The following is an 18,407-nucleotide window of genomic DNA, read 5'->3' on the forward strand; positions in this document are numbered from 1 at the left end:
TTAATTTATCCCCCGCTAAATTAAGGCCGATTGTAGGGGGGAATAATGACAGTATTATTTAAATAATATTACAAATCAAAAGATTATAAAGTTGTGATTTGGGCCTTATCGAGTGCTTTGCGCAAATAAGGGTCTAAATCTTCCTGACGAAGTAGCCACTGCATGTAATCGGCAGGCAAATCGGTGATGGCAGTACCACGGTGTTTACCAAAATTAATGCTACGGGGAATGCGCGCATCTTCAGATTTATTATAAAGTTCTTCAATGCTTTGAATATTTAGATGATGGATTTCATGCATTAAAATATTGGCAGTTAAAATAATATCCATATCGGCACGGTGCGCTTTTTTAATCATCTCGCGGGCTTTTTCACTGCCTTTGCTAATCATGTAAATAAGTGCAGAAATATTATGTGCTTCGGCATCTGGCCAAACCAAACGTGCCAGTGCAAGGGTACAAATGGCTTTAATATTGCTGGTATCTACGCCGCATTTTTCAATAGCACGAATATCATAATCAATATTGTGGCCTATAATATAAGTGGTTTCCTGTGGCAGGCTGAAAGTGCTGTAGTGAGGTTGGCCGACCAGCTCGGATTCTAGAATATGATGCACTGCCATGGCGGCAAAAGAGATCGGTTCATCGACACTATACAACTGGTCGAAAATTTTAGTCTTATCCAGTGTAAGTTTGCTGTCATGGATTTCAATCGGGGCATAGGCAATTTCAATCGGCTGTCCATTTAAAGTATGGGTTTCGGTATCGAGAATAATTGCTTGCATGACTGGTCCATAACCGTAGCGATTGTTTGAGTCAATTTAACATTTTCAAATATGCGGAGACAAACTGAAAATACAGCCTTTTACCCATTCATGATTATTTCCGCACCGAGATGCTGTTTAAATGTGCTGCTTTGAAAGCATCACGCGAAATCTAAGCACTATCATGGATATCAGAGTAGCCCATCTTCTAGATCAAGTTTATTTGATAAATTGTAAACATAGACTTTGACGTATGTTTAGTGAATTCACAAATCTGGACCCTAGTTAAATAACGGCTTTTGAGGGGGCATTTTTGTTGGTCGGTCATCGATGCTGCATAAGAAGGGAGCACTTTGTTCACTATTTTTCTTTTTAAACTTCTAAAGCCTAAGCGCATGCAAGCCTGGAATCAGACAAATAAAAGCAGACATATTTTGTTAAATTAATAGTGTTTGATATTTGTAAAAGTATATAAAAAAAATTTATGTAAATTAATGACTTATATTGCTAATAATTCAGTCGCTTTTTGAATTTTTTATTTGATGTTAAATCGCATTGTTCAAATATTAAATAAAGGTAATAGTTTGTATTCATGATTACTTAAATCATCAAAATAAAAATATATAAGGAAATGCAAAAATGAAAAAAACATTATTAACGGTGTTAATCAGCAGTGCCTTTTTACTTACCGCCTGCGGTGGCGGGGATGATGGAGATGAGAATGCATCTGGATCTGGCAATGGAGCTGGGGATAATGGCGGCGTCATTGTTCAGCCTGAATCACCTATTCCTCCGAATAATATTGCTGATCCTGTGGTAAGAACCGAAGTCTATACTGCAACAAATATGACCAGCGTAGCGGGTGAAAGCGTGGTGATGACTTATAAAATGTTGGGGGTGAATGGTCAGGAAGTTCAAGCGACGTCATTGGTCATTACACCGAAAGCAGCGGCACCTGCAAAAGGTTGGCCAATTGTGGTCTGGGCGCATGGTACTACTGGTGTGGCAGATCAATGTGCACCGAGTCGAAGTAAACTGAAGGTAGAGATTGAAGGAATGATTGCTCAACTTTTAAGTGCAGGTTATGTGGTGGTGGCTCCTGATTATGAAGGCTTGGGCGAGCCAACTGGTAAAGAGTTTCATCCTTTCCTAAATTTAAAAAGCGAGGCTTATTCTATTACTGATGCGGTTGTCGCTGCACGTAATTATTTGGGGGTAAAAGTATCTAATCAATGGATGGCCGTAGGACACTCACAAGGCGGACATGCAGCATTAGGTGCAGCTCAATATGCTTCACGTGCAAATCTTGACTATAAAGGAGCTGTTGTAGTTGCACCTGCGTCTAATTTAAAAACGATTTTTAATACAGCACAACAGCTTGTAGCGAATTTACCAGCCAAAGATCAAGTCTCTACCTTAGCGTCTTTAAATACTTATGCCGCACTGATTACTGCGGGAATGCAAGGTCAATCCGCACCACCGACCTATGCTCAAGTCTTTGAAACAAATGCAGCAACAATAGCCGCCCAAGCAGAAACCATCTGCTCAGAACCATTAGGACTGGATTTTGGTACCAAAATGGGGACAGCCGCAGCGACAACTAATTCATTGTCCGGTTATTTAACACAAAGTAATTTTATGCAAATACCTGCAATTTCAACATTTTTGAATACCACTTCTCAGCCCTTATCTGTAAAAGTTACGACGCCAGTGAAGATATATCAAGGTGGATCGGATCCGACTGTTCCAGCAAATGCGACAACTGAACTGATTACCAATGCAACAAAACTCGGGACGCAAATAGATTTGAAATATGACCCGGCATGGAATCATACAACTGCCTATACTTCGAATATTCCTAATATTGTCACAGATGTAAAATCTCTAATGCCAATTCAATAACTTGATGTGACTATCAATGCTCATGCTTTTTTCAAGGCATGAGCATTTTTTATTTAAAACTGAGTAAAGTTCATTCTCAATATTTATAAACTTCATGCTACAATACGCGCCAATCTTAGCACGGCTTAAAAGCCCTAATTTAATAGGACCTCGCTAATGTTTGCCAATATCTCTATTGCTGAATTTGATCCGGAAATCGCTCAGGCAATCGCTAACGAAGATGCTCGCCAAGAAGCGCACATCGAGTTAATTGCTTCTGAAAACTATTGCTCACCAGCAGTAATGGAAGCACAAGGATCAAAACTCACTAACAAATATGCAGAAGGCTACCCAGGCAAACGCTATTACGGCGGTTGCGAATACGTAGACGTAATCGAACAATTGGCAATTGACCGTGCTAAAGAACTCTTTGGTGCTGACTACGCTAACGTTCAGCCACATGCTGGTTCACAAGCTAACTCAGCTGTTTACTTAGCGCTGCTTAACCCAGGCGATACAGTTTTGGGTATGAGCTTGGCTCACGGTGGTCACTTGACTCACGGTGCAAAAGTAAGCTTCTCTGGTAAAACTTATAACGCGATTCAATACGGTTTAAACCCGGAAACTGGTGAAATCGATTACGAAGAAGTTGAACGTTTAGCTGTAGAGCACAAACCACGCATGATCGTTGCTGGTTTCTCTGCATACAGCCAAATTGTAGACTGGCAACGTTTCCGTGAAATCGCGGACAAAGTTGGCGCTTACCTATTTGTAGATATGGCTCACGTAGCAGGTTTGGTTGCTGCTGGCGTTTACCCAAGCCCAGTTCAAATTGCTGACGTAACCACAACAACTACGCATAAAACACTGCGTGGTCCACGTTCTGGTTTAATCCTTGCGAAAGCAAACGAAGAAATCGAGAAAAAATTACAATCAGCTGTATTCCCGGGTAACCAAGGTGGTCCATTGGTTCATGCTGTAGCTGCTAAAGCAATCTGCTTTAAAGAAGCAATGGCTCCTGAATACAAAGAATACCAAAAACAAGTTGTGGTTAATGCGAAAGCAATGGCTGAAGTATTAATCGCGCGTGGTTATGACGTTGTTTCTGGTGGTACTGAAAACCACTTGTTCTTGTTGTCTTTAATCAAACAAGGCGATATCACTGGTAAAGAAGCGGATGCCTGGTTAGGTGCTGCTCACATCACTGTGAACAAAAACTCTGTACCTAACGATCCACGTTCTCCGTTCGTGACTTCTGGTATCCGTATTGGTACTCCAGCTGTTACAACACGTGGTTTCGGTGAAGCTGAAGTACGTGACCTTGCTGGCTGGATTGCTGACATCCTGGATGCTAAAGGTGACGAAGCTGTAATTAACGCTGTTAAAGCGAAAGTTGAAACTGTATGCGCTAAATTCCCTGTTTACGCAAAATAAGTTTTTTACTTAAAAAAGCCTCCTTTAGGGAGGCTTTTTTTTTAACTTTTTTTTTATGACACCAGCTGTGGAATGTTTTGTTGCATGGCTTTTGGATAAGGGAGTTTACCCGGTTTGTAATATTGTGCCCAAATTTGTGAAGCGGCTGGGCGTTTTTGTTCGCTATCTTGAATACCTTGATAAAATGCGCCCATTGCATGATAAATCTCAGCTAAATTTTTGCTGGTCATTGCATCGCTACTCAGAAAATAAGGCTGCAAAATACAAAAACCACGATAGTCAAATACCTGAAAAAAGGGTATGACCAAATGAATATTCATATGCTGTTCGCCATAATTACGTACATGCAGGGAAATGGCATCGGTTCGTACATGCGGGAGGCAGGCATACATCTCATAACCCAATACATTATAGGAATATTTTTCAGGGTTGCTATCCAGCTGTCTTAATGGTCCATCCGGTCCTTCCATATGGCTAAAAAAGGTATGACCCGGTGGAAAACTGGTGGGTGTCAGGCTTTGCTCCGGAGAAGTACGCGGAATAATTCCATGAATATGCAGCAACAAAAAATGGCTTAACTGACCTGCACGATATAAAGCGTCATAAAATGGTGATTGGTGTAAATTGCTATTGGTCTTTTGTGTATCTTCCGCCAAATAAATAGGATTTCTGGTGGCTTTGATGGTTTGCAGGGCATTTAAAACATATTGTTTGCTTGATTCAGAGATGACCGGTTCAAATAAAAACTGGCAAATATGCTGGGTCACAAAAAAAATCGAGGCATTAATCTGGGCAATCCGACAGGTAGTTAAAGCATCCGAGATTTGTTGCCCCAGCATCTGGCTGACTTGTTCAGGACGGAACCAGCGTAGCGAAGTTTCAGCTTGCTCAGCAATGACTTGTCCAACATAAGCAGATAGAAACAAAATAAAGAAAAAATTGGCATCGTCTTCCAGGAATTTTTCAACTGAAACCATATAATTCTGGCGAATTTCACGCATCAGATCATCTAAACGATCCAGACTGGAAAGGCTATGGTCAAGACTGGAAATCTGGATCAGATTTTGAAAAGCGGAGCCGCAAAAGAGTGGATAAGCTTTGAAATACATGCTTTGTAAATCGTGCATTTGTTCAGTAAATTTATGGCGTTCATCTGCAAATATAATTTGATAATTCAAAATAATTGCTTCAATTTCCTGGCTGATGCTGAGCGGTAAATTATCTTCACAAAAATGCTTTGCCACATAGTGCAGCGGTAAAATAATTTGATTATTGCAATTCAGCGCATAGCTATGTACAAAGTTATTGGGACGATCGCGAAATTTTATAAAATTGCTTTGTAATTCTTCAAAATTTTGCCATTTTTCATCAAAGCCCAATTTCTGGCTGACAAATTGCCCTATATAACTGGCGATCAGGTAGACTGTATTCAGTTTTATCGGATCTTCAACAAAATCTGCAGTTTGTATACCTATTTGTTTTTTAAAGGCGGCGAATAACTGATCCAGTCGCTCAAAACTGGCAAATGTACCATCAAAATTAACGGTTTTAAGTGCAGAAGCAATATAAAATTCATGTTGGTGTTCTGGAATTTGAAAATGGCTGCGAATATTCTGCATAAAATCGTGTGAGCCAGGCTCAACTGCTGAATGAAGTTCAGTAAGCGACATCGTATTATTCTTGTTGAGTAATTATTTATATACATATGTATACTTGAAATAAATTATAAATCAACTAAATAGTTAGCCTTATTATTACTGATTGAAAAAAAAGTGGAAAAAGAGGAATTTTAATATGCAAAGACCCACAATTGTGATTTCACAACAGGATCTTGAACGTTTGGAAACCATGCTTGAACATCAATCTAAACTGACACCAACGATGCAACATCTGGAAGATGAGCTTGCACGTGCTGAAGTGGTTGCTCCGAAAGATATGCCGGCAAATGTGGTGACAATGAATGCACGGGTATCGATTATTATTGCGCCTGCAAGTGAACCGACAACCATTACCCTGGTTTACCCGCATGATTTTCTCGGTGAGAAAGGGCAGGTCAATGTACTTGCACCAGTCGGTGCTGCCATTTTAGGCTTGGCTGAAGGTCAGGAAATAGAATGGCCACAGCCAGATGGGCACATTATGAAAGTTAAAATAGAACGTGTGTTGTATCAACCCGAGCGTGAAGGTAATTATCTATAATCAAGCTTTACGTTTTGGTGAGAAAAAGCCCCGATTTAGGGGCTTTGAATATTTGAATGGGGCGGCAATTAGTGTTTACTGATCTTATCTAGATATCCCATCATAAATGCAGAGAACACAAAGGTCAGATGCATAATGATGTACCACATGATTTTGTCATTCGGAATATTTTTAGCGTCCATAAAAATGCGCAGTAAATGAATGGATGAAATGGCGACAATGGAAGCAGCAACCTTGAGTTTAAGCGAGTTGGCATCCATTTTTCCAAGCCAGTTCAGGCGGGTATCTTCATTTTGAATTTTCAGTTGTGAAACAAAGTTTTCATAGCCGGAAAACATCACCATCACAATCAGGCCTCCCACCATGGTCATATCGACCAAAGACAAAATCACCAGAATTAAGTCGGCTTCAGAATATTGCAAAATATGCGGCAAAACATGCCAGACTTCCTGAAAGAATTTAATCGCCAACAGCAGCAGTGCAAATGAAAGACCAAAATAGACCGGGGCTAAAATCCAGCGTGCTGCATACATGGTATTGTGAAAGAAACGTTCCATTCATTCATCAAGTGACATTCCTTATATTTTGACTCGATCATAAATAATTCAATTTTAAAATTCGAAATTTTATATATTTTTTAATAGTTTGGATTTATTTGAATGTTTAAGTTCTTCCTTGAGCGATGAGTCTGGGTGATTCATCAAGATGACTAAATCAGAAAATTTCAAAACTTCAGTAGGTATTGTGCTGATCACTGTCAAAGCTTTGACAGTGTTTATGGCCTATTCAGGGCAGACTGTATTTCAACAACACAACTTTGCAATAACAATTGAAATATAAGGAATAGCCATGAGCCAAACTCAGACAAAATCATACGATCCGAATTATCAGTATCAGCATATTCAAGTAAAACCGATTACTGGCCGTATTGGTGCGGAAATTGAAGGGATCAAACTCTCCTCAACGCTAGATCAAGACACGGTTTATGAAATTAATCACGCTTTGGTCAGGTACAAGGCAATCTTTTTTAAAAACCAGCAACATTTAACCGATGATGAGCAGGAGGGTTTTGCTGCATTATTAGGAACGCCTTTGAACCATCCGACCGTTCCGGTAAAAAGCGGAACAGCACATGTACTTGAGCTGGATTCACGTGGCGGACGTGCCGATACCTGGCATACTGACATCAGCTTTATTGAAGACTATCCAAAGGCTTCCATTTTACGCAGCATCGTTGCACCAGCAGCAGGTGGTGATACCGTTTGGGCAAATACAACATCAGCTTATAACGATTTACCAGCAGAACTGAAAATTTTGGCAGATAGCTTGCGTGCGGTGCATAGCAATGATTATGACTATGCCTCTAAAGTGACGACCAATTCAGGCATTGATGCTGAAAAATATCGTGCACTGTTCAATTCAACTGAATATGAAACAGAGCATCCATTGGTACGGGTACATCCTGAAAGCGGTGAGAAAACCTTATTATTGGGTCACTTCTTCAAACGCTTTGTCGGTTATAACAGTCAGGATTCACGTCGCTTATTTGAACTCTTCCAGGACTATGCAATAAATTTAGAGAATATCGTGCGTTGGCGCTGGAGCGTAGGGGATGTGGCAATCTGGGATAACCGTGCCACCCAGCACCGTGCAATCAACGATTATGGCGACGACCTGCGTGTGGTACGCCGTGTCACCATTGAAGGCGATATCCCATTTGGTGTAGATGGCCGTCCAAGCGTGAACTTGAAGAAAGTGGTAAAACAGGATATTTCTAATTTCACCTTCGAAAATGGTCAGATTTTAGAAAAAGCCTCTTAAAGACTAAATTAACCAATTGGCTATCTAGAATCGTAATGATCTGAATTCGAGATATACATAGCGCTAAAAATTGGTTGGTCTAAGCAAATAAAAAACCTAGTATTTGTTTACTAGGTTTTTTATTTGAATGAGATCGATAAATTCCCATGCTCAGTCGCGCAGACAAATTACAGCAGATCTTTGAAGAGGATGTGATCTTTTCCGGGTTCACAGCACAGGCACAGCAAACTTTATTGCAACAGGTGAAATATCTACGCTTTTTACCGCAACAGCAGATTTTGCGTTATCAGCAAAAACTGGATGATATTTATGTGTTGCTGTCTGGACGGATGCAGATTGGCTGGTTGCTGAGTGATGGCGAGTTTAAGGTCAGTGACTATGTGAAAATGTATTCAGTGTTTAACCTGGTGTCATTTTTACAGCAAAAACCGCTGAATTTTGATTTTTATGCACTAGAGCAAGTTGAAGTCGCGGTGATTTCAGGTCGGGTTTTTCTGGAGCAATTACAGCAGCAGCCACCAGCCATGTGGCAGATCATTCAATTACTGAGTGAACGCATGTATGGCTTGGTGGAGAAAAACCGTTATCTGCAAACCGCAAGTATCAATCAAAAAATTGCGCGACATTTAATCATCTTAGGGCAGCAGGCAACGCCCCTAAGTCAGACGCATTCAACTATTCAATTTAAAATGAGCCAACAGTATTTTGCCGAATTACTGAATGTGTCGCGTCAAACTTTAAATAAGCAACTGCAATATTTTATCCAACAACACATTGTCGAGTGGAATTATAGCCAGATTAGAATTCTTGATATGCAGCGCTTAAAACACATCAGCCAGTTATAAATCTGTTACTTAAAAAAGTAATGAACGGAATTTTTTTGCCCAATCCATTTGCACTCAAAAATTCAAGGCAATAAAAAAGGCAAAGTAAACACTTTGCCTTTTCTGACCGGTGCCGATCTTAGTGGTGGTGACCACCAGCGCCGTGTACGTGACCGTGTTCTAATTCTTCAGCAGAAGCTTCACGAATTTCAACGATTTCAACTTCAAAAGTTAAATCTTGACCAGCAAGTGGGAAGTTTGCATCTACAACAATATTCTCGCCTTCAACCGCTTTAACAGTAACGATTTGAACGCCATCGTCAGTTTGAGCTTGGAACTGCATACCAGGTTGGATGTTGTCTACACCTTGGAACATTTTAGCTGGAACTTCTTGTACGAGGTCAGGATTGTATTCGCCATAACCTTCAGCAGCAGGAACGTTTACAGTGAATTTTTCACCAACAGTTTTGCCTACTAAAGCGTTTTCTAAACCAGGGATGATGTTGCCCGCACCGTGCAAATATGCAAGTGGCTCACCTTGTGATTGGTCGAGAGTTTCGCCCTCTGCGTTAGTCAACGTGTAGTGGAAAGAAACTACGAGGTCATTTGCAATAGCAGTCATGTTATTGATCCATTCAATTTTTTAAGAGTACATCATAAAGTGAAAAGCGGGTTTTGTAGACTAGATTTAGCAAAAATCTGCATTTTTCCCACTCATTTATGGCGTTTTTTTAATATTGGGGACGATTTTAAAAATTTCAATGCAATTTTATCTTTGGACCTGTTTTTCTTGTGACAAAATCTTTAGCAGTCAAAAGTCCTGCATGGGTATAACCATGAATCGCTGCCTGATGCAGGCGATATAAAGAGATATACATGGTTTTTGCCAGTAAGCCCTGGACATTCACTTGGCCCAGTAATTCTCCCACTGCTTTATTGTGGCTTAATGACACCAGTGAACCTTTATCGGAAAATTTGAACATCGGTTGTGGCTTGCCTTGAATGCGAGCTTTCATCGCCTCAAGCAGGAAACTGGCTTGCTGGCTGGCCACTTGAGCACGTGGACCCAGTACCGGCTCATTTGCAACTGGCTGGCAATGGGCGCAGTCACCAAATGCGAAAACATTCGGGTCAGATAAAGTTTGCAGCGTTGCATACACTTTTAAACGGTGAATATTATCCTTCTGAAATTCTGTTAATTTTTCCAACACAACAGGGGCTTTAATTCCTGCTGCCCAGACTTTCAGTTCTGCATCTATAGAACTTCCATCGGCAAAATAGACTTTGTCCTGATCGACTTTAGCTACCCGATGTTGGGTCAACACCTTAATTCCAAATTGTTCGAGTTGATGACGGGTATGCTTTGCTACCGTTTCAGAAAGTGCAGGTAATATCCGGTCGGCAGCTTCAATCACGGTAATATTGACATTTTTCGGGTCAATTTTATTTAGCCCATATTTAAAGAAAGTTTGCTTGGCCTGATACAGTTCGGCAGCAAGTTCTATACCGGTTGCACCTGCGCCAATAATGGCAATATTTAATGCGCGTGTCGTCTCTTGATTTTGGGCTTCAAGATATAAATGCAGTAAATCTTGATGAAATATATCGGCTTGTTTACGACTGTCCAAAAAATGGCAGTGCTGTTTGACGCCTTGAGTATTAAAGTCATTCGAGGTGGAACCCACTGCAATAATCAGGGTGTCATAATCCACCCGAATATTCTTTTGCTCTTGATCTGGTTGAGTCTGAGCGGGTTTAGATAACTGCGATGTTTCAAGAATAATGTGTTTGGCAGCTGGGTCGACCTGCATCAAACTGCCCAAAACAAACTCATAATGATGTTTGGCGGCATGCGCAAAATAATTGGTTTCTTCGGCATGCGGATTCAGGCTGCCGGCAGCAATTTCATGTAAAAGCGGTTTCCAGATATGGGTCAGTTTTTGATCCACAAGCGTGATTTTGGCTTTATGGTTTTTACCTAAAGTATTACCCAACTGGGTAGCAAGTTCTAAACCACCTGCACCACCACCCACAATAACAATTTTATGTAGATTACTCATTTTTGGACCTATTTATTATTTTCAAGACGAAAAAAAGATGGCCTTAATATGCCATCTTCAATTTATTGCTTTTGTTTAGATTGTTATACAGCTTACATAACGTAAAGAAATTTCACGTAATTAACCTAGAGGATAGGTTTTAACTTCAATCTCTTCACTTGAGAAAAAACTGAAAAGCTGTTTAAACCAGATCGCAATTTTCTGGAAGAAATTGGCTTCTTCAATTTGCACGTCATCTTCAATGGCAATGGTGCGAATCAGCTGATTATTTTGATAAACATGCACGGTTGCCAGCTGCATAACTTGGGCCACAGGAGCAGTCAGGAGTTTTTCTTTAATTTCGACATTTAAGTGAGTTTTAGTTTCTTGTAAAGGTTCTATGGTTTGAATTGTTCCATTGCCCGTATTCAACATGATGCGCTGATTGACCGTGTCATAGGTTTTTAGGTCAATAGCATAAGGCTGATCGTATAAAGACGTGGTCACAATTTGCGGTTTTTGGGTTTCCAGCTTAAACATTTTTAAAGTAGATTTAATCACCGGCAATTCAGCAATTAACTGTTTATCTTTAATTGCTACTTCATTACGGGTATAGGTATAGGCCATGTCTAGCAGGGTGTGGGCAACTTCAGCACGTTTTAAAGCATTTTTTGTACCCATGACCACCACAATCAGACGACGTTCTGGCATTGCAGGATTACCGGTAGGGCGGTGTGCAGTGAGTGCCAGGTTATAACCTGCCGCTTTGGTAAAACCTGTTTTTAAACCATCCACTGTTGGGTCAAATTTCAGCGCCAGGTTGGTTGCACGGTGAAAACGCTTGTTATAACTGAAACTTGGCATCACTGAATAATGCAAGTATTCAGGAGTCTGAATGGTAAGTGCTTGACCAAGCAGCGCCATGTCGTGTGCAGATGAGTAATGATCCGGCATGGTCACGCCTGGCGCATTGGCAAAATGCGTATCGTTCATTCCCAAGGCTTTGGCTTCCTTATTCATGCGTTCGATGAAAGCCGGAACTGTACCTGAAATACGTTCTGCTAAAGTCACAGCCGCATCATTGGCTGACATCACCACCAGACCTGCCAAAAGCTGATCAACAGAGATCTGTTCACCTTCTTTAAGATACATTTGTGATTCATCCCACTGCACCATTTTTACCACCGGTGTAGCCGTGATGATTTCATCCTTTTTCAAATGACCTGCTGCAATTTCTTTGAGTGCGATATAAGCAACCATCATTTTAGTCATGGATGCCGGTGCACGTTGCTCATGGCTATTGTGCTCGGCAATGACTTGTCCAGATTGGGTATCTAGAATAGTCCAAGCTGGAGCTTCAACACTTTCAGGAACAAGGTTGAGTAATGCAGCATTGACTATCGTGGAGCACAATAAACTTAAAGATGCGATGAAGTAGATCAGGTGTTTCAATGAAGTTCCTTATTGACTAATCCCTTAGCCATAAATACAAAAAAAATCTTAGGCATGCTATGCCTTTTTGGGGGTGCTGACTAGTCCAAACTGTAGACAATTGCGACAGTTCAGCATTGTAATGTAAAAAAATGCTAAGCTAACCTTAAGTTAGGTTTTTAAAATTTTATATTGCCCATTATGTTGCATTATCAAATCGAATTTGACGATTATCGTCAACATCTGCTCCATGTCACTTTACGTTTTGTCGCTGATCCAACCCAAGTATTGTCATTGCCGACCTGGATTCCGGGAAGCTATCTGATTCGTGAATTTTCCAAGCATATTGAATCCGTCCGTGCTTATGATGAAGATGGCCGCATTTTACAAATCCAGAAATTTGAAAAGAATAAATGGCGCTTGTTTAACACCGATCATGAACTGATTACGGTGGAATACGATGTCTATGCCTATGATTTATCGGTACGTGGCGCCTATGTCGACCAAACCCGACTGTATGTGAATCCGGCCTGTGCCTGCCTGGGACTAGAAGGGCAGGAAGATAAAGCAGTTGAAGTGGAAGTATTCTTGCCAGATGAGCTGAAACATTTCCAGTTGGCCACAGGCTTAGCTTCTAAAAGTTTAGTGAAAGGTCGGTTTACGCTTAAAGCAGAAAACTATGCCCAGCTGATTGATTCACCATTCGAGCTGGCAGAACAAACGCGCTTTAGCTTTGAAGCCAAGGGTATTCCACATGAATTTGTGCTGTCTGGTAAACATGCCATGAATACCGCGCGCATGCAGCAAGATATTGAAAAAATCTGTAGCACTGAAATTTCAATGTTTGGTTCTGCGCCATTTAGCGACTATACCTTTATGACCATGGCGACAGGCAACAGTTATGGAGGCTTAGAGCATCCGAACAGTACCAGTTTAATCACCCCGCGTGATGACTTGCCAAAGGCCGATGAACCTGATGAACCGTCTGCAGATTATCAGCGTTTCTTGGGCTTATGCAGTCATGAATATTTCCATTCATGGTTGGTAAAATTTATTCGTCCTGAAAATTTCGTCAATTATAATTTAAACAAAGAAGGCTACACTTCGCTGCTTTGGATTTTTGAAGGTTTCACTTCGTATTATGACGATTTGATACTGCTACGTAGTGGTGTGATTTCTCAAGAATCTTATCTGAAATTATTAAAAGCACAGATAGACCGCTACTTACAAAATCCGGGGCGTGCAATTCAAAGCGTGGCAGATTCAAGTTTTGATGCCTGGGTGAAATTCTACCGCCAGGATGAAAACTCGAATAATGCTGGTACCAGCTACTATAACAAAGGTTGTTTAGTGGCGCTTTGCTTAGATTTAGGCTTGCGTTTACGCGGTTCAAGCCTGGATGCCTTAATGCGTAAATTGTATAAAAATGCGCAAAATGGTGTTCAAGTTAATGAGCGCACCATCTTTGAATTGTGTAATGAATTGACTGGCGATAACTGGCTTGAACAGATCAATCATTTGATCAATACCACAGATGAATTGCCGCTAGATCAGTTACTGCCTGAGTTTGGTCTAAGTTTTGGCATTAAAAATGACAAGTCATTGCCATTTGGTTTAAAGCTTGCCGATAAACCTGAAGGCGTTGTTATTCAATCCGCACGTCGTGATGGTGCAGCTGCTCAAGCTGGATTGTCTGCCAATGATGTCATTATTGCGATTGACGGCTTGAAAGCGACTAGCAAACTGGTAGAAAAGTATGCGAAGCAGGAAGGTACTTACACCGTTCATGCTTTCCGTCGTGATGAATTGATGTCTTTTGAAGTTCAGGCCGGTGGTTCTGAATTGACTGAAGTGGAACTCAAAGTTGAAGATCAAGCTAAGGCTGATAAGTGGTTAATAGCAATTTAATCCACCTTTAAATACTTTGTATAAAAGAGGATGTTTACATCCTCTTTTTTTGTTCTATGCTTTATTTAAGCCTTATTTTAAAAAGTATAAAAATGAAAAAGAGCAATAATTTCGATATTCCAATCTGGATATTAATATTGCCTATGGTGTTGGCTCACCCGATCAATATCTACTTTCTGGATGGGAAGTATTCATTTGATGCAGCGCTTTTATTTGCTTGTATTTTTACCATCGTTGCTGTGGTCATCGTTAAATTTATATACGATTTTAAAAATAAATCTAATTCAAAATAGCCTAAGTATTATTTGATGATTTCATAAAAACTATGTTAAACAATTGCTTAAATATTTGTTTTTATGATTAGAAAATGAATCAAAAAAGTTTGAAATGGGGAATTGGGATTACAGTTATTTGGCTATCTGTAATTATTGCATTTTGGATTTTTGGAGGATTAACATCACCCAAATCATTAAATGAACTCGGAGATTTTCTTGCAGGTATTTTTGCACCCGTAGCTTTTCTATGGCTGATTTTGGGATATGTTCAACAGGGTAAGCAGTTAGATCAAAATACCAAAGCATTAGAACAACAAGAAAGAGCTCTTCAACTGCAAATTGATGAGATGAGGGAGAGTGTTAAACAGCAGGCGGAATTAGCAAAAATTCAAAGAGAACAATTAGAATCTTTACATCAGAGCGTACAACCAGAATTAAGAGCAATAAAAGGTTATTGGAGAGTTGAACAAGAAGAGGATCAATTACTATATATAATGACATTATCTGTTCAAAATATTGGGAAGGGCATGGCATGTAATTTACATGTAATAAATAAAGCTAATGGTAGTGTTATTTATTCAAGGATTAATGATATACCTACGCCTTTATCTGGTGCTTCAATAAAGGTTGAGGAGAATGTGGAAATATCCTTTCCAACGAAACGACGTGAAGGACTAAATACATTAAATGATAAATTTTTAGTAATTACTTTAAAATATAAAGACTTATATGAAAATTTATATGAAAAAAACTTTCAATTAAAATTTGATGACGGTGCAAAGGGAGGGAAACTTTCTATTTGGGAGTCTTATAAAAATAATTGAAATATAAATATGTATGAAGATAAAAAAGGTGCTTAAAGCACCTTTTTTAATATATAGCTGTATTAATGCCCATTACGGCACGTGACCACGTGCGGCTTTGGTATTTGGACGTATTGTACCATTTGCTCATGATTGAGTTGGTTAATTTTGCAGAATAAATATTTTTTAGCATTAATCAGTTTAAGTCCTTAGTTCCCCCGATAAGTTGAATACCCATAAGGACTGAGCAAAAGCGGAATATGGTAATGCTCTAAACTGCCATCAATCACAAATACCACCGGTACTTCCGGAAAAAACGAACGCTGATTTTTTGCCTTAAACCAGTCACCGGTTTTAAAGGTGACTTTATAAATGCCTTTCTGAAGAGTGGTATCTTTAGGATATAGCTCTTTGATTCGACCATCCTTATCTGTTTTATCTTCATTGAGTTTGGTCCATTTATCACCTTGCTGTGCTTCCAGTACTACGGATACATTGGAAGCAGGCAAGCCTGTATCTAGATTCAGTACATGAACACTTAAAGGATTTTGAGCAAAACTCAAAGTCGAAAAACTGGCGATTAAAATAGAAAGAATAGTTATTTTCATCATGCTGACTTCAATTCCAATTTTAAATCGGTCTACATCATATAAAACACTTCTATTGTTGGATTGGCTATAAAAAAAGGGTGCATGGAGCACCCTTTTGTAAAAGAATATAATTAACCGCGACCACGCCCACGCCCACGTGGCGCTTTCGTATTTGGGCGTGTCGTACCGTTGGTGCGGCGTTTCGGCTTCTCGCTATCATCCATTTGCCAGATACGTTTAGTCCCTGATTTTTTCACTGAACCGTCTTTATTCTTGCGAACCATTGGCTTGCCACCTGTACCACCCGGTTTTTTCACATAAGAGCGTGAACGGTATGGCTCTTCGGCAGGTACATTCTGAAAATCAGGGTAGAGAAGTGGTTCAATTTCTTTGGTTTCACCAGGCTGAAGACCAAGCTGAACTAAATCAATAGCGCCAATCTTGGTACGGATTAAACGTAAAGTTGGAAAGCCTACAGCCGCAGTCATACGACGAACCTGGCGGTTACGACCCTCACAGATTGAAATTTCAACCCAAGAAGTAGGCACAGATGCACGGAAACGAACTGGTGGATCACGATCCCATAACCATTCTGGCTGTTCAACCTTAATGGCTTTGGCTGGAAGCGTCATACCATCTTTCAGTTCAACACCTTTACGAAGTTGTTCTAATGCTTCTTCAGTGACATCACCTTCGACTTGAACAAGATAAGTTTTAAACTTCTTGTTGGCCGGATTGGTGATGTATTGGTTTAAACCGCCGTGGTCGGTTAAAAATACTAAACCTTCTGAGTCCATATCAAGACGACCTGCCAAACGCAAAGTCGAATCGTCTACGAAGTCCGCCATGGTCATGTGCGCTTCGTCTTTACGGAATTGGGAGAGGACGTCATAAGGTTTATTTAGAATGACGATTTTCATAGGAAATGACTTCTATAACTACATAAAATTAGGAAAGGTTAAGTTTTATTCAATGGGGAAATGTTGTTATTTCCCGTATAAATCTTAAACACAGTGGAATTCAATTAAACTATTATGCGTTAAGAAAGGATGAAAGTATTGCCTAATCGGCAAATATTTTTTATATGCGCGAGCTACAAAGGGAGAACCTATACAATGGGTTATAAGAAGATCGTTGTTCCTGTAGATGGTAGTAAAATTACCGTAAATGCAGATTTGTCACTCAATGTTCCAAACAATCCTATTATTCCTTTTATTGAAGGCGATGGTATTGGGGTGGATATTACCCCAGCAATGAAAGCAGTTGTTGATGCTGCGGTTCAAAAAGCTTACGGTGGCAAACGTTCGATCGAGTGGATGGAAGTATATTGCGGCGAAAAAGCAGATAAAATCTACGGCACTTATATGCCGGAAGAAACTTTTGAAGCACTTCGTGAGTTCGTTGTCTCTATTAAAGGTCCATTAACTACTCCCGTTGGCGGTGGTATCCGTTCTCTCAATGTAGCATTGCGTCAAGAATTGGATCTTTACGTATGTGTACGTCCAGTGCGCTGGTTTGAAGGTGTGCCTTCTCCAGTTCAACACCCAGAATTGACTGACATGACAATCTTCCGTGAAAACTCTGAAGATATCTATGCGGGTATTGAATGGAAAGCAGATTCACCCGAAGCTAAAAAAATTATCAAATTCCTGAAAGAAGAAATGGGTGTAACCAAAATCCGTTTTGAAGATAACTGTGGGATCGGTATTAAACCGGTGTCTAAAGAAGGTACGCAACGTCTGGTTCGTAAAGCGATTCAATTCGCGATCGACAATGACAAGCCAAGTGTGACTTTGGTTCACAAAGGCAACATCATGAAATATACCGAAGGTGCCTTCAAAGAATGGGGTTATGAAATCGCGCTTGAGCGTTTTGGTGGTGAACTTCTGGACGGTGGTCCATGGGTTAAAATCAAAAATCCTAAAAATGGTAAAGACATCATTATTAAAGATGTGATTGCTGATGCGTTCTTGCAACAAATCCTGATGCGTCCTGCTGATTATTCAGTTATCGCGACGCTGAACTTGAATGGCGACTATATTTCTGACGCGCTTGCAGCCGAAGTGGGTGGTATTGGTATTGCACCGGGTGCCAACATTGGCGGTGCAATCCAGATGTATGAAGCGACTCATGGGACTGCGCCTAAATATGCGGGTCAAGACAAAGTAAACCCGGGATCAATCATCCTGTCTGCGGAAATGATGCTTCGTGACATGGGCTGGGCTGAAGCTGCTGACTTGATCATTAAAGGTATTTCTGGTGCAATTTCTGCCAAAACAGTGACTTATGATTTTGAGCGCTTAATGCCTGACGCGACTTTGTTACGTTGTTCGGAATTTGGTCAAGCGGTCATTAACAACATGGAATAAGTCATATGACTTAAGAATGTGTTAGAAAAAAACCTGCGTATGTCGCGGGTTTTTTTATGCTTACAGAAAACT

The 18,407-nt window shown here is 40.2% G+C and carries 16 protein-coding genes; 8 read left to right on the forward strand and 8 right to left on the reverse strand.

Annotated features, from left to right (window positions below; all coding sequences use genetic code 11):
- Positions 1-83: 83 nt before the first annotated feature.
- Positions 84-782 carry a DUF3820 family protein gene (locus B9T26_RS11730; RefSeq protein WP_086199867.1) on the reverse strand — a complete coding sequence of 233 codons (699 nt, stop codon included), beginning with the start codon at positions 780-782 and terminating at the stop codon, positions 84-86.
- Positions 783-1,400: 618 nt separating this feature from the next.
- Here B9T26_RS11730 and B9T26_RS11735 point away from each other — a divergent pair.
- On the forward strand, positions 1,401-2,663 hold the full coding sequence (locus tag B9T26_RS11735; RefSeq protein WP_086199868.1) for an alpha/beta hydrolase: 1,263 nt from the start codon (positions 1,401-1,403) through the stop codon (positions 2,661-2,663).
- Positions 2,664-2,819: 156 nt separating this feature from the next.
- Positions 2,820-4,076, forward strand: a complete 1,257-nt coding sequence (glyA, locus tag B9T26_RS11740; protein ID WP_086175937.1) for a serine hydroxymethyltransferase — start codon at positions 2,820-2,822, stop codon at positions 4,074-4,076.
- Between the two features lie 53 nt (positions 4,077-4,129).
- Here the strand turns inward: glyA and B9T26_RS11745 are convergent, their stop codons facing one another.
- The gene (locus tag B9T26_RS11745) at positions 4,130-5,746 is read right to left on the reverse strand and encodes a hypothetical protein (protein WP_086199869.1); all 1,617 of its coding nucleotides are present in this window, start codon (positions 5,744-5,746) and stop codon (positions 4,130-4,132) included.
- 124 nt (positions 5,747-5,870) lie between these two features.
- On the opposite strand from B9T26_RS11745, the gene rnk reads away from it, so the two are divergent.
- Positions 5,871-6,275 (forward strand): nucleoside diphosphate kinase regulator, encoded by a 405-nt coding sequence (gene rnk / locus B9T26_RS11750; protein WP_086199870.1) that lies wholly within the window; start codon positions 5,871-5,873, stop codon positions 6,273-6,275.
- Positions 6,276-6,343: 68 nt separating this feature from the next.
- On the opposite strand, the gene B9T26_RS11755 is transcribed toward rnk, so the two are convergent.
- A complete protein-coding gene (locus tag B9T26_RS11755) occupies positions 6,344-6,832 on the reverse strand; it encodes a TIGR00645 family protein (RefSeq protein WP_086199871.1) in 489 nt (162 codons plus the stop codon).
- 292 nt (positions 6,833-7,124) lie between these two features.
- On the opposite strand from B9T26_RS11755, the gene B9T26_RS11760 reads away from it, so the two are divergent.
- Both B9T26_RS11760 and B9T26_RS11765 read left to right on the forward strand, forming a co-directional pair.
- A complete protein-coding gene (locus B9T26_RS11760) occupies positions 7,125-8,096 on the forward strand; it encodes a TauD/TfdA dioxygenase family protein (protein WP_086199872.1) in 972 nt (323 codons plus the stop codon).
- Positions 8,097-8,242: 146 nt separating this feature from the next.
- A complete protein-coding gene (locus tag B9T26_RS11765; protein ID WP_086199873.1) occupies positions 8,243-8,941 on the forward strand; it encodes a Crp/Fnr family transcriptional regulator in 699 nt (232 codons plus the stop codon).
- Between the two features lie 118 nt (positions 8,942-9,059).
- Here B9T26_RS11765 and slyD read toward each other — a convergent pair whose 3' ends face one another.
- The 3 genes from slyD to B9T26_RS11780 form a co-directional block, all read right to left on the reverse strand.
- The gene (gene slyD, locus B9T26_RS11770; RefSeq protein WP_086175931.1) at positions 9,060-9,542 is read right to left on the reverse strand and encodes a peptidylprolyl isomerase; all 483 of its coding nucleotides are present in this window, start codon (positions 9,540-9,542) and stop codon (positions 9,060-9,062) included.
- A gap of 136 nt (positions 9,543-9,678) precedes the next feature.
- Positions 9,679-10,980, reverse strand: coding sequence for an NAD(P)/FAD-dependent oxidoreductase (locus B9T26_RS11775; RefSeq protein ID WP_086199874.1), 1,302 nt, complete (start codon positions 10,978-10,980; stop codon positions 9,679-9,681).
- A 120-nt stretch (positions 10,981-11,100) separates the two neighbouring features.
- On the reverse strand, positions 11,101-12,411 hold the full coding sequence (locus B9T26_RS11780) for a D-alanyl-D-alanine carboxypeptidase PBP6B (protein WP_086199875.1): 1,311 nt from the start codon (positions 12,409-12,411) through the stop codon (positions 11,101-11,103).
- 180 nt (positions 12,412-12,591) lie between these two features.
- On the opposite strand from B9T26_RS11780, the gene B9T26_RS11785 reads away from it, so the two are divergent.
- Positions 12,592-14,298: a M61 family metallopeptidase gene (locus B9T26_RS11785; protein WP_086199876.1), complete on the forward strand. Its 1,707-nt coding sequence runs from the start codon at positions 12,592-12,594 to the stop codon at positions 14,296-14,298.
- A gap of 367 nt (positions 14,299-14,665) precedes the next feature.
- The gene (locus tag B9T26_RS15830) at positions 14,666-15,397 is read left to right on the forward strand and encodes a hypothetical protein (RefSeq protein ID WP_227518806.1); all 732 of its coding nucleotides are present in this window, start codon (positions 14,666-14,668) and stop codon (positions 15,395-15,397) included.
- A gap of 188 nt (positions 15,398-15,585) precedes the next feature.
- Here B9T26_RS15830 and uraH read toward each other — a convergent pair whose 3' ends face one another.
- Together uraH and B9T26_RS11805 are read right to left on the reverse strand one after the other, a co-directional pair.
- A complete protein-coding gene (gene uraH / locus B9T26_RS11800) occupies positions 15,586-15,987 on the reverse strand; it encodes a hydroxyisourate hydrolase (RefSeq protein WP_086199878.1) in 402 nt (133 codons plus the stop codon).
- Positions 15,988-16,097: 110 nt separating this feature from the next.
- On the reverse strand, positions 16,098-16,886 hold the full coding sequence (locus B9T26_RS11805; protein WP_086199879.1) for an rRNA large subunit pseudouridine synthase E: 789 nt from the start codon (positions 16,884-16,886) through the stop codon (positions 16,098-16,100).
- 195 nt (positions 16,887-17,081) lie between these two features.
- Between B9T26_RS11805 and icd the strand changes: the two genes are divergently transcribed.
- On the forward strand, positions 17,082-18,335 hold the full coding sequence (gene icd, locus B9T26_RS11810; protein ID WP_086199880.1) for an NADP-dependent isocitrate dehydrogenase: 1,254 nt from the start codon (positions 17,082-17,084) through the stop codon (positions 18,333-18,335).
- Positions 18,336-18,407: the final 72 nt, after the last annotated feature.

The organism is Acinetobacter sp. ANC 4169, from assembly GCF_002135355.1.
GTDB lineage: Bacteria > Pseudomonadota > Gammaproteobacteria > Pseudomonadales > Moraxellaceae > Acinetobacter.

Bases quoted from the DNA above. Each gene is read 5' to 3' on its own strand.
- slyD (WP_086175931.1), bottom strand. From the start codon at position 9,542: ATGACTGCTATTGCAAATGACCTCGTAGTTTCTTTCCACTACACGTTG.
- B9T26_RS11755 (WP_086199871.1), bottom strand. From the start codon at position 6,832: ATGGAACGTTTCTTTCACAATACCATGTATGCAGCACGCTGGATTTTA.
- rnk (WP_086199870.1), top strand. From the start codon at position 5,871: ATGCAAAGACCCACAATTGTGATTTCACAACAGGATCTTGAACGTTTG.
- B9T26_RS11735 (WP_086199868.1), top strand. From the start codon at position 1,401: ATGAAAAAAACATTATTAACGGTGTTAATCAGCAGTGCCTTTTTACTT.
- B9T26_RS11785 (WP_086199876.1), top strand. From the start codon at position 12,592: ATGTTGCATTATCAAATCGAATTTGACGATTATCGTCAACATCTGCTC.
- glyA (WP_086175937.1), top strand. From the start codon at position 2,820: ATGTTTGCCAATATCTCTATTGCTGAATTTGATCCGGAAATCGCTCAG.
- icd (WP_086199880.1), top strand. From the start codon at position 17,082: ATGGGTTATAAGAAGATCGTTGTTCCTGTAGATGGTAGTAAAATTACC.
- B9T26_RS15830 (WP_227518806.1), top strand. From the start codon at position 14,666: ATGAATCAAAAAAGTTTGAAATGGGGAATTGGGATTACAGTTATTTGG.
- B9T26_RS11745 (WP_086199869.1), bottom strand. From the start codon at position 5,746: ATGTCGCTTACTGAACTTCATTCAGCAGTTGAGCCTGGCTCACACGAT.
- B9T26_RS11765 (WP_086199873.1), top strand. From the start codon at position 8,243: ATGCTCAGTCGCGCAGACAAATTACAGCAGATCTTTGAAGAGGATGTG.
- B9T26_RS11805 (WP_086199879.1), bottom strand. From the start codon at position 16,886: ATGAAAATCGTCATTCTAAATAAACCTTATGACGTCCTCTCCCAATTC.
- B9T26_RS11730 (WP_086199867.1), bottom strand. From the start codon at position 782: ATGCAAGCAATTATTCTCGATACCGAAACCCATACTTTAAATGGACAG.
- B9T26_RS11760 (WP_086199872.1), top strand. From the start codon at position 7,125: ATGAGCCAAACTCAGACAAAATCATACGATCCGAATTATCAGTATCAG.
- B9T26_RS11775 (WP_086199874.1), bottom strand. From the start codon at position 10,980: ATGAGTAATCTACATAAAATTGTTATTGTGGGTGGTGGTGCAGGTGGT.
- uraH (WP_086199878.1), bottom strand. From the start codon at position 15,987: ATGATGAAAATAACTATTCTTTCTATTTTAATCGCCAGTTTTTCGACT.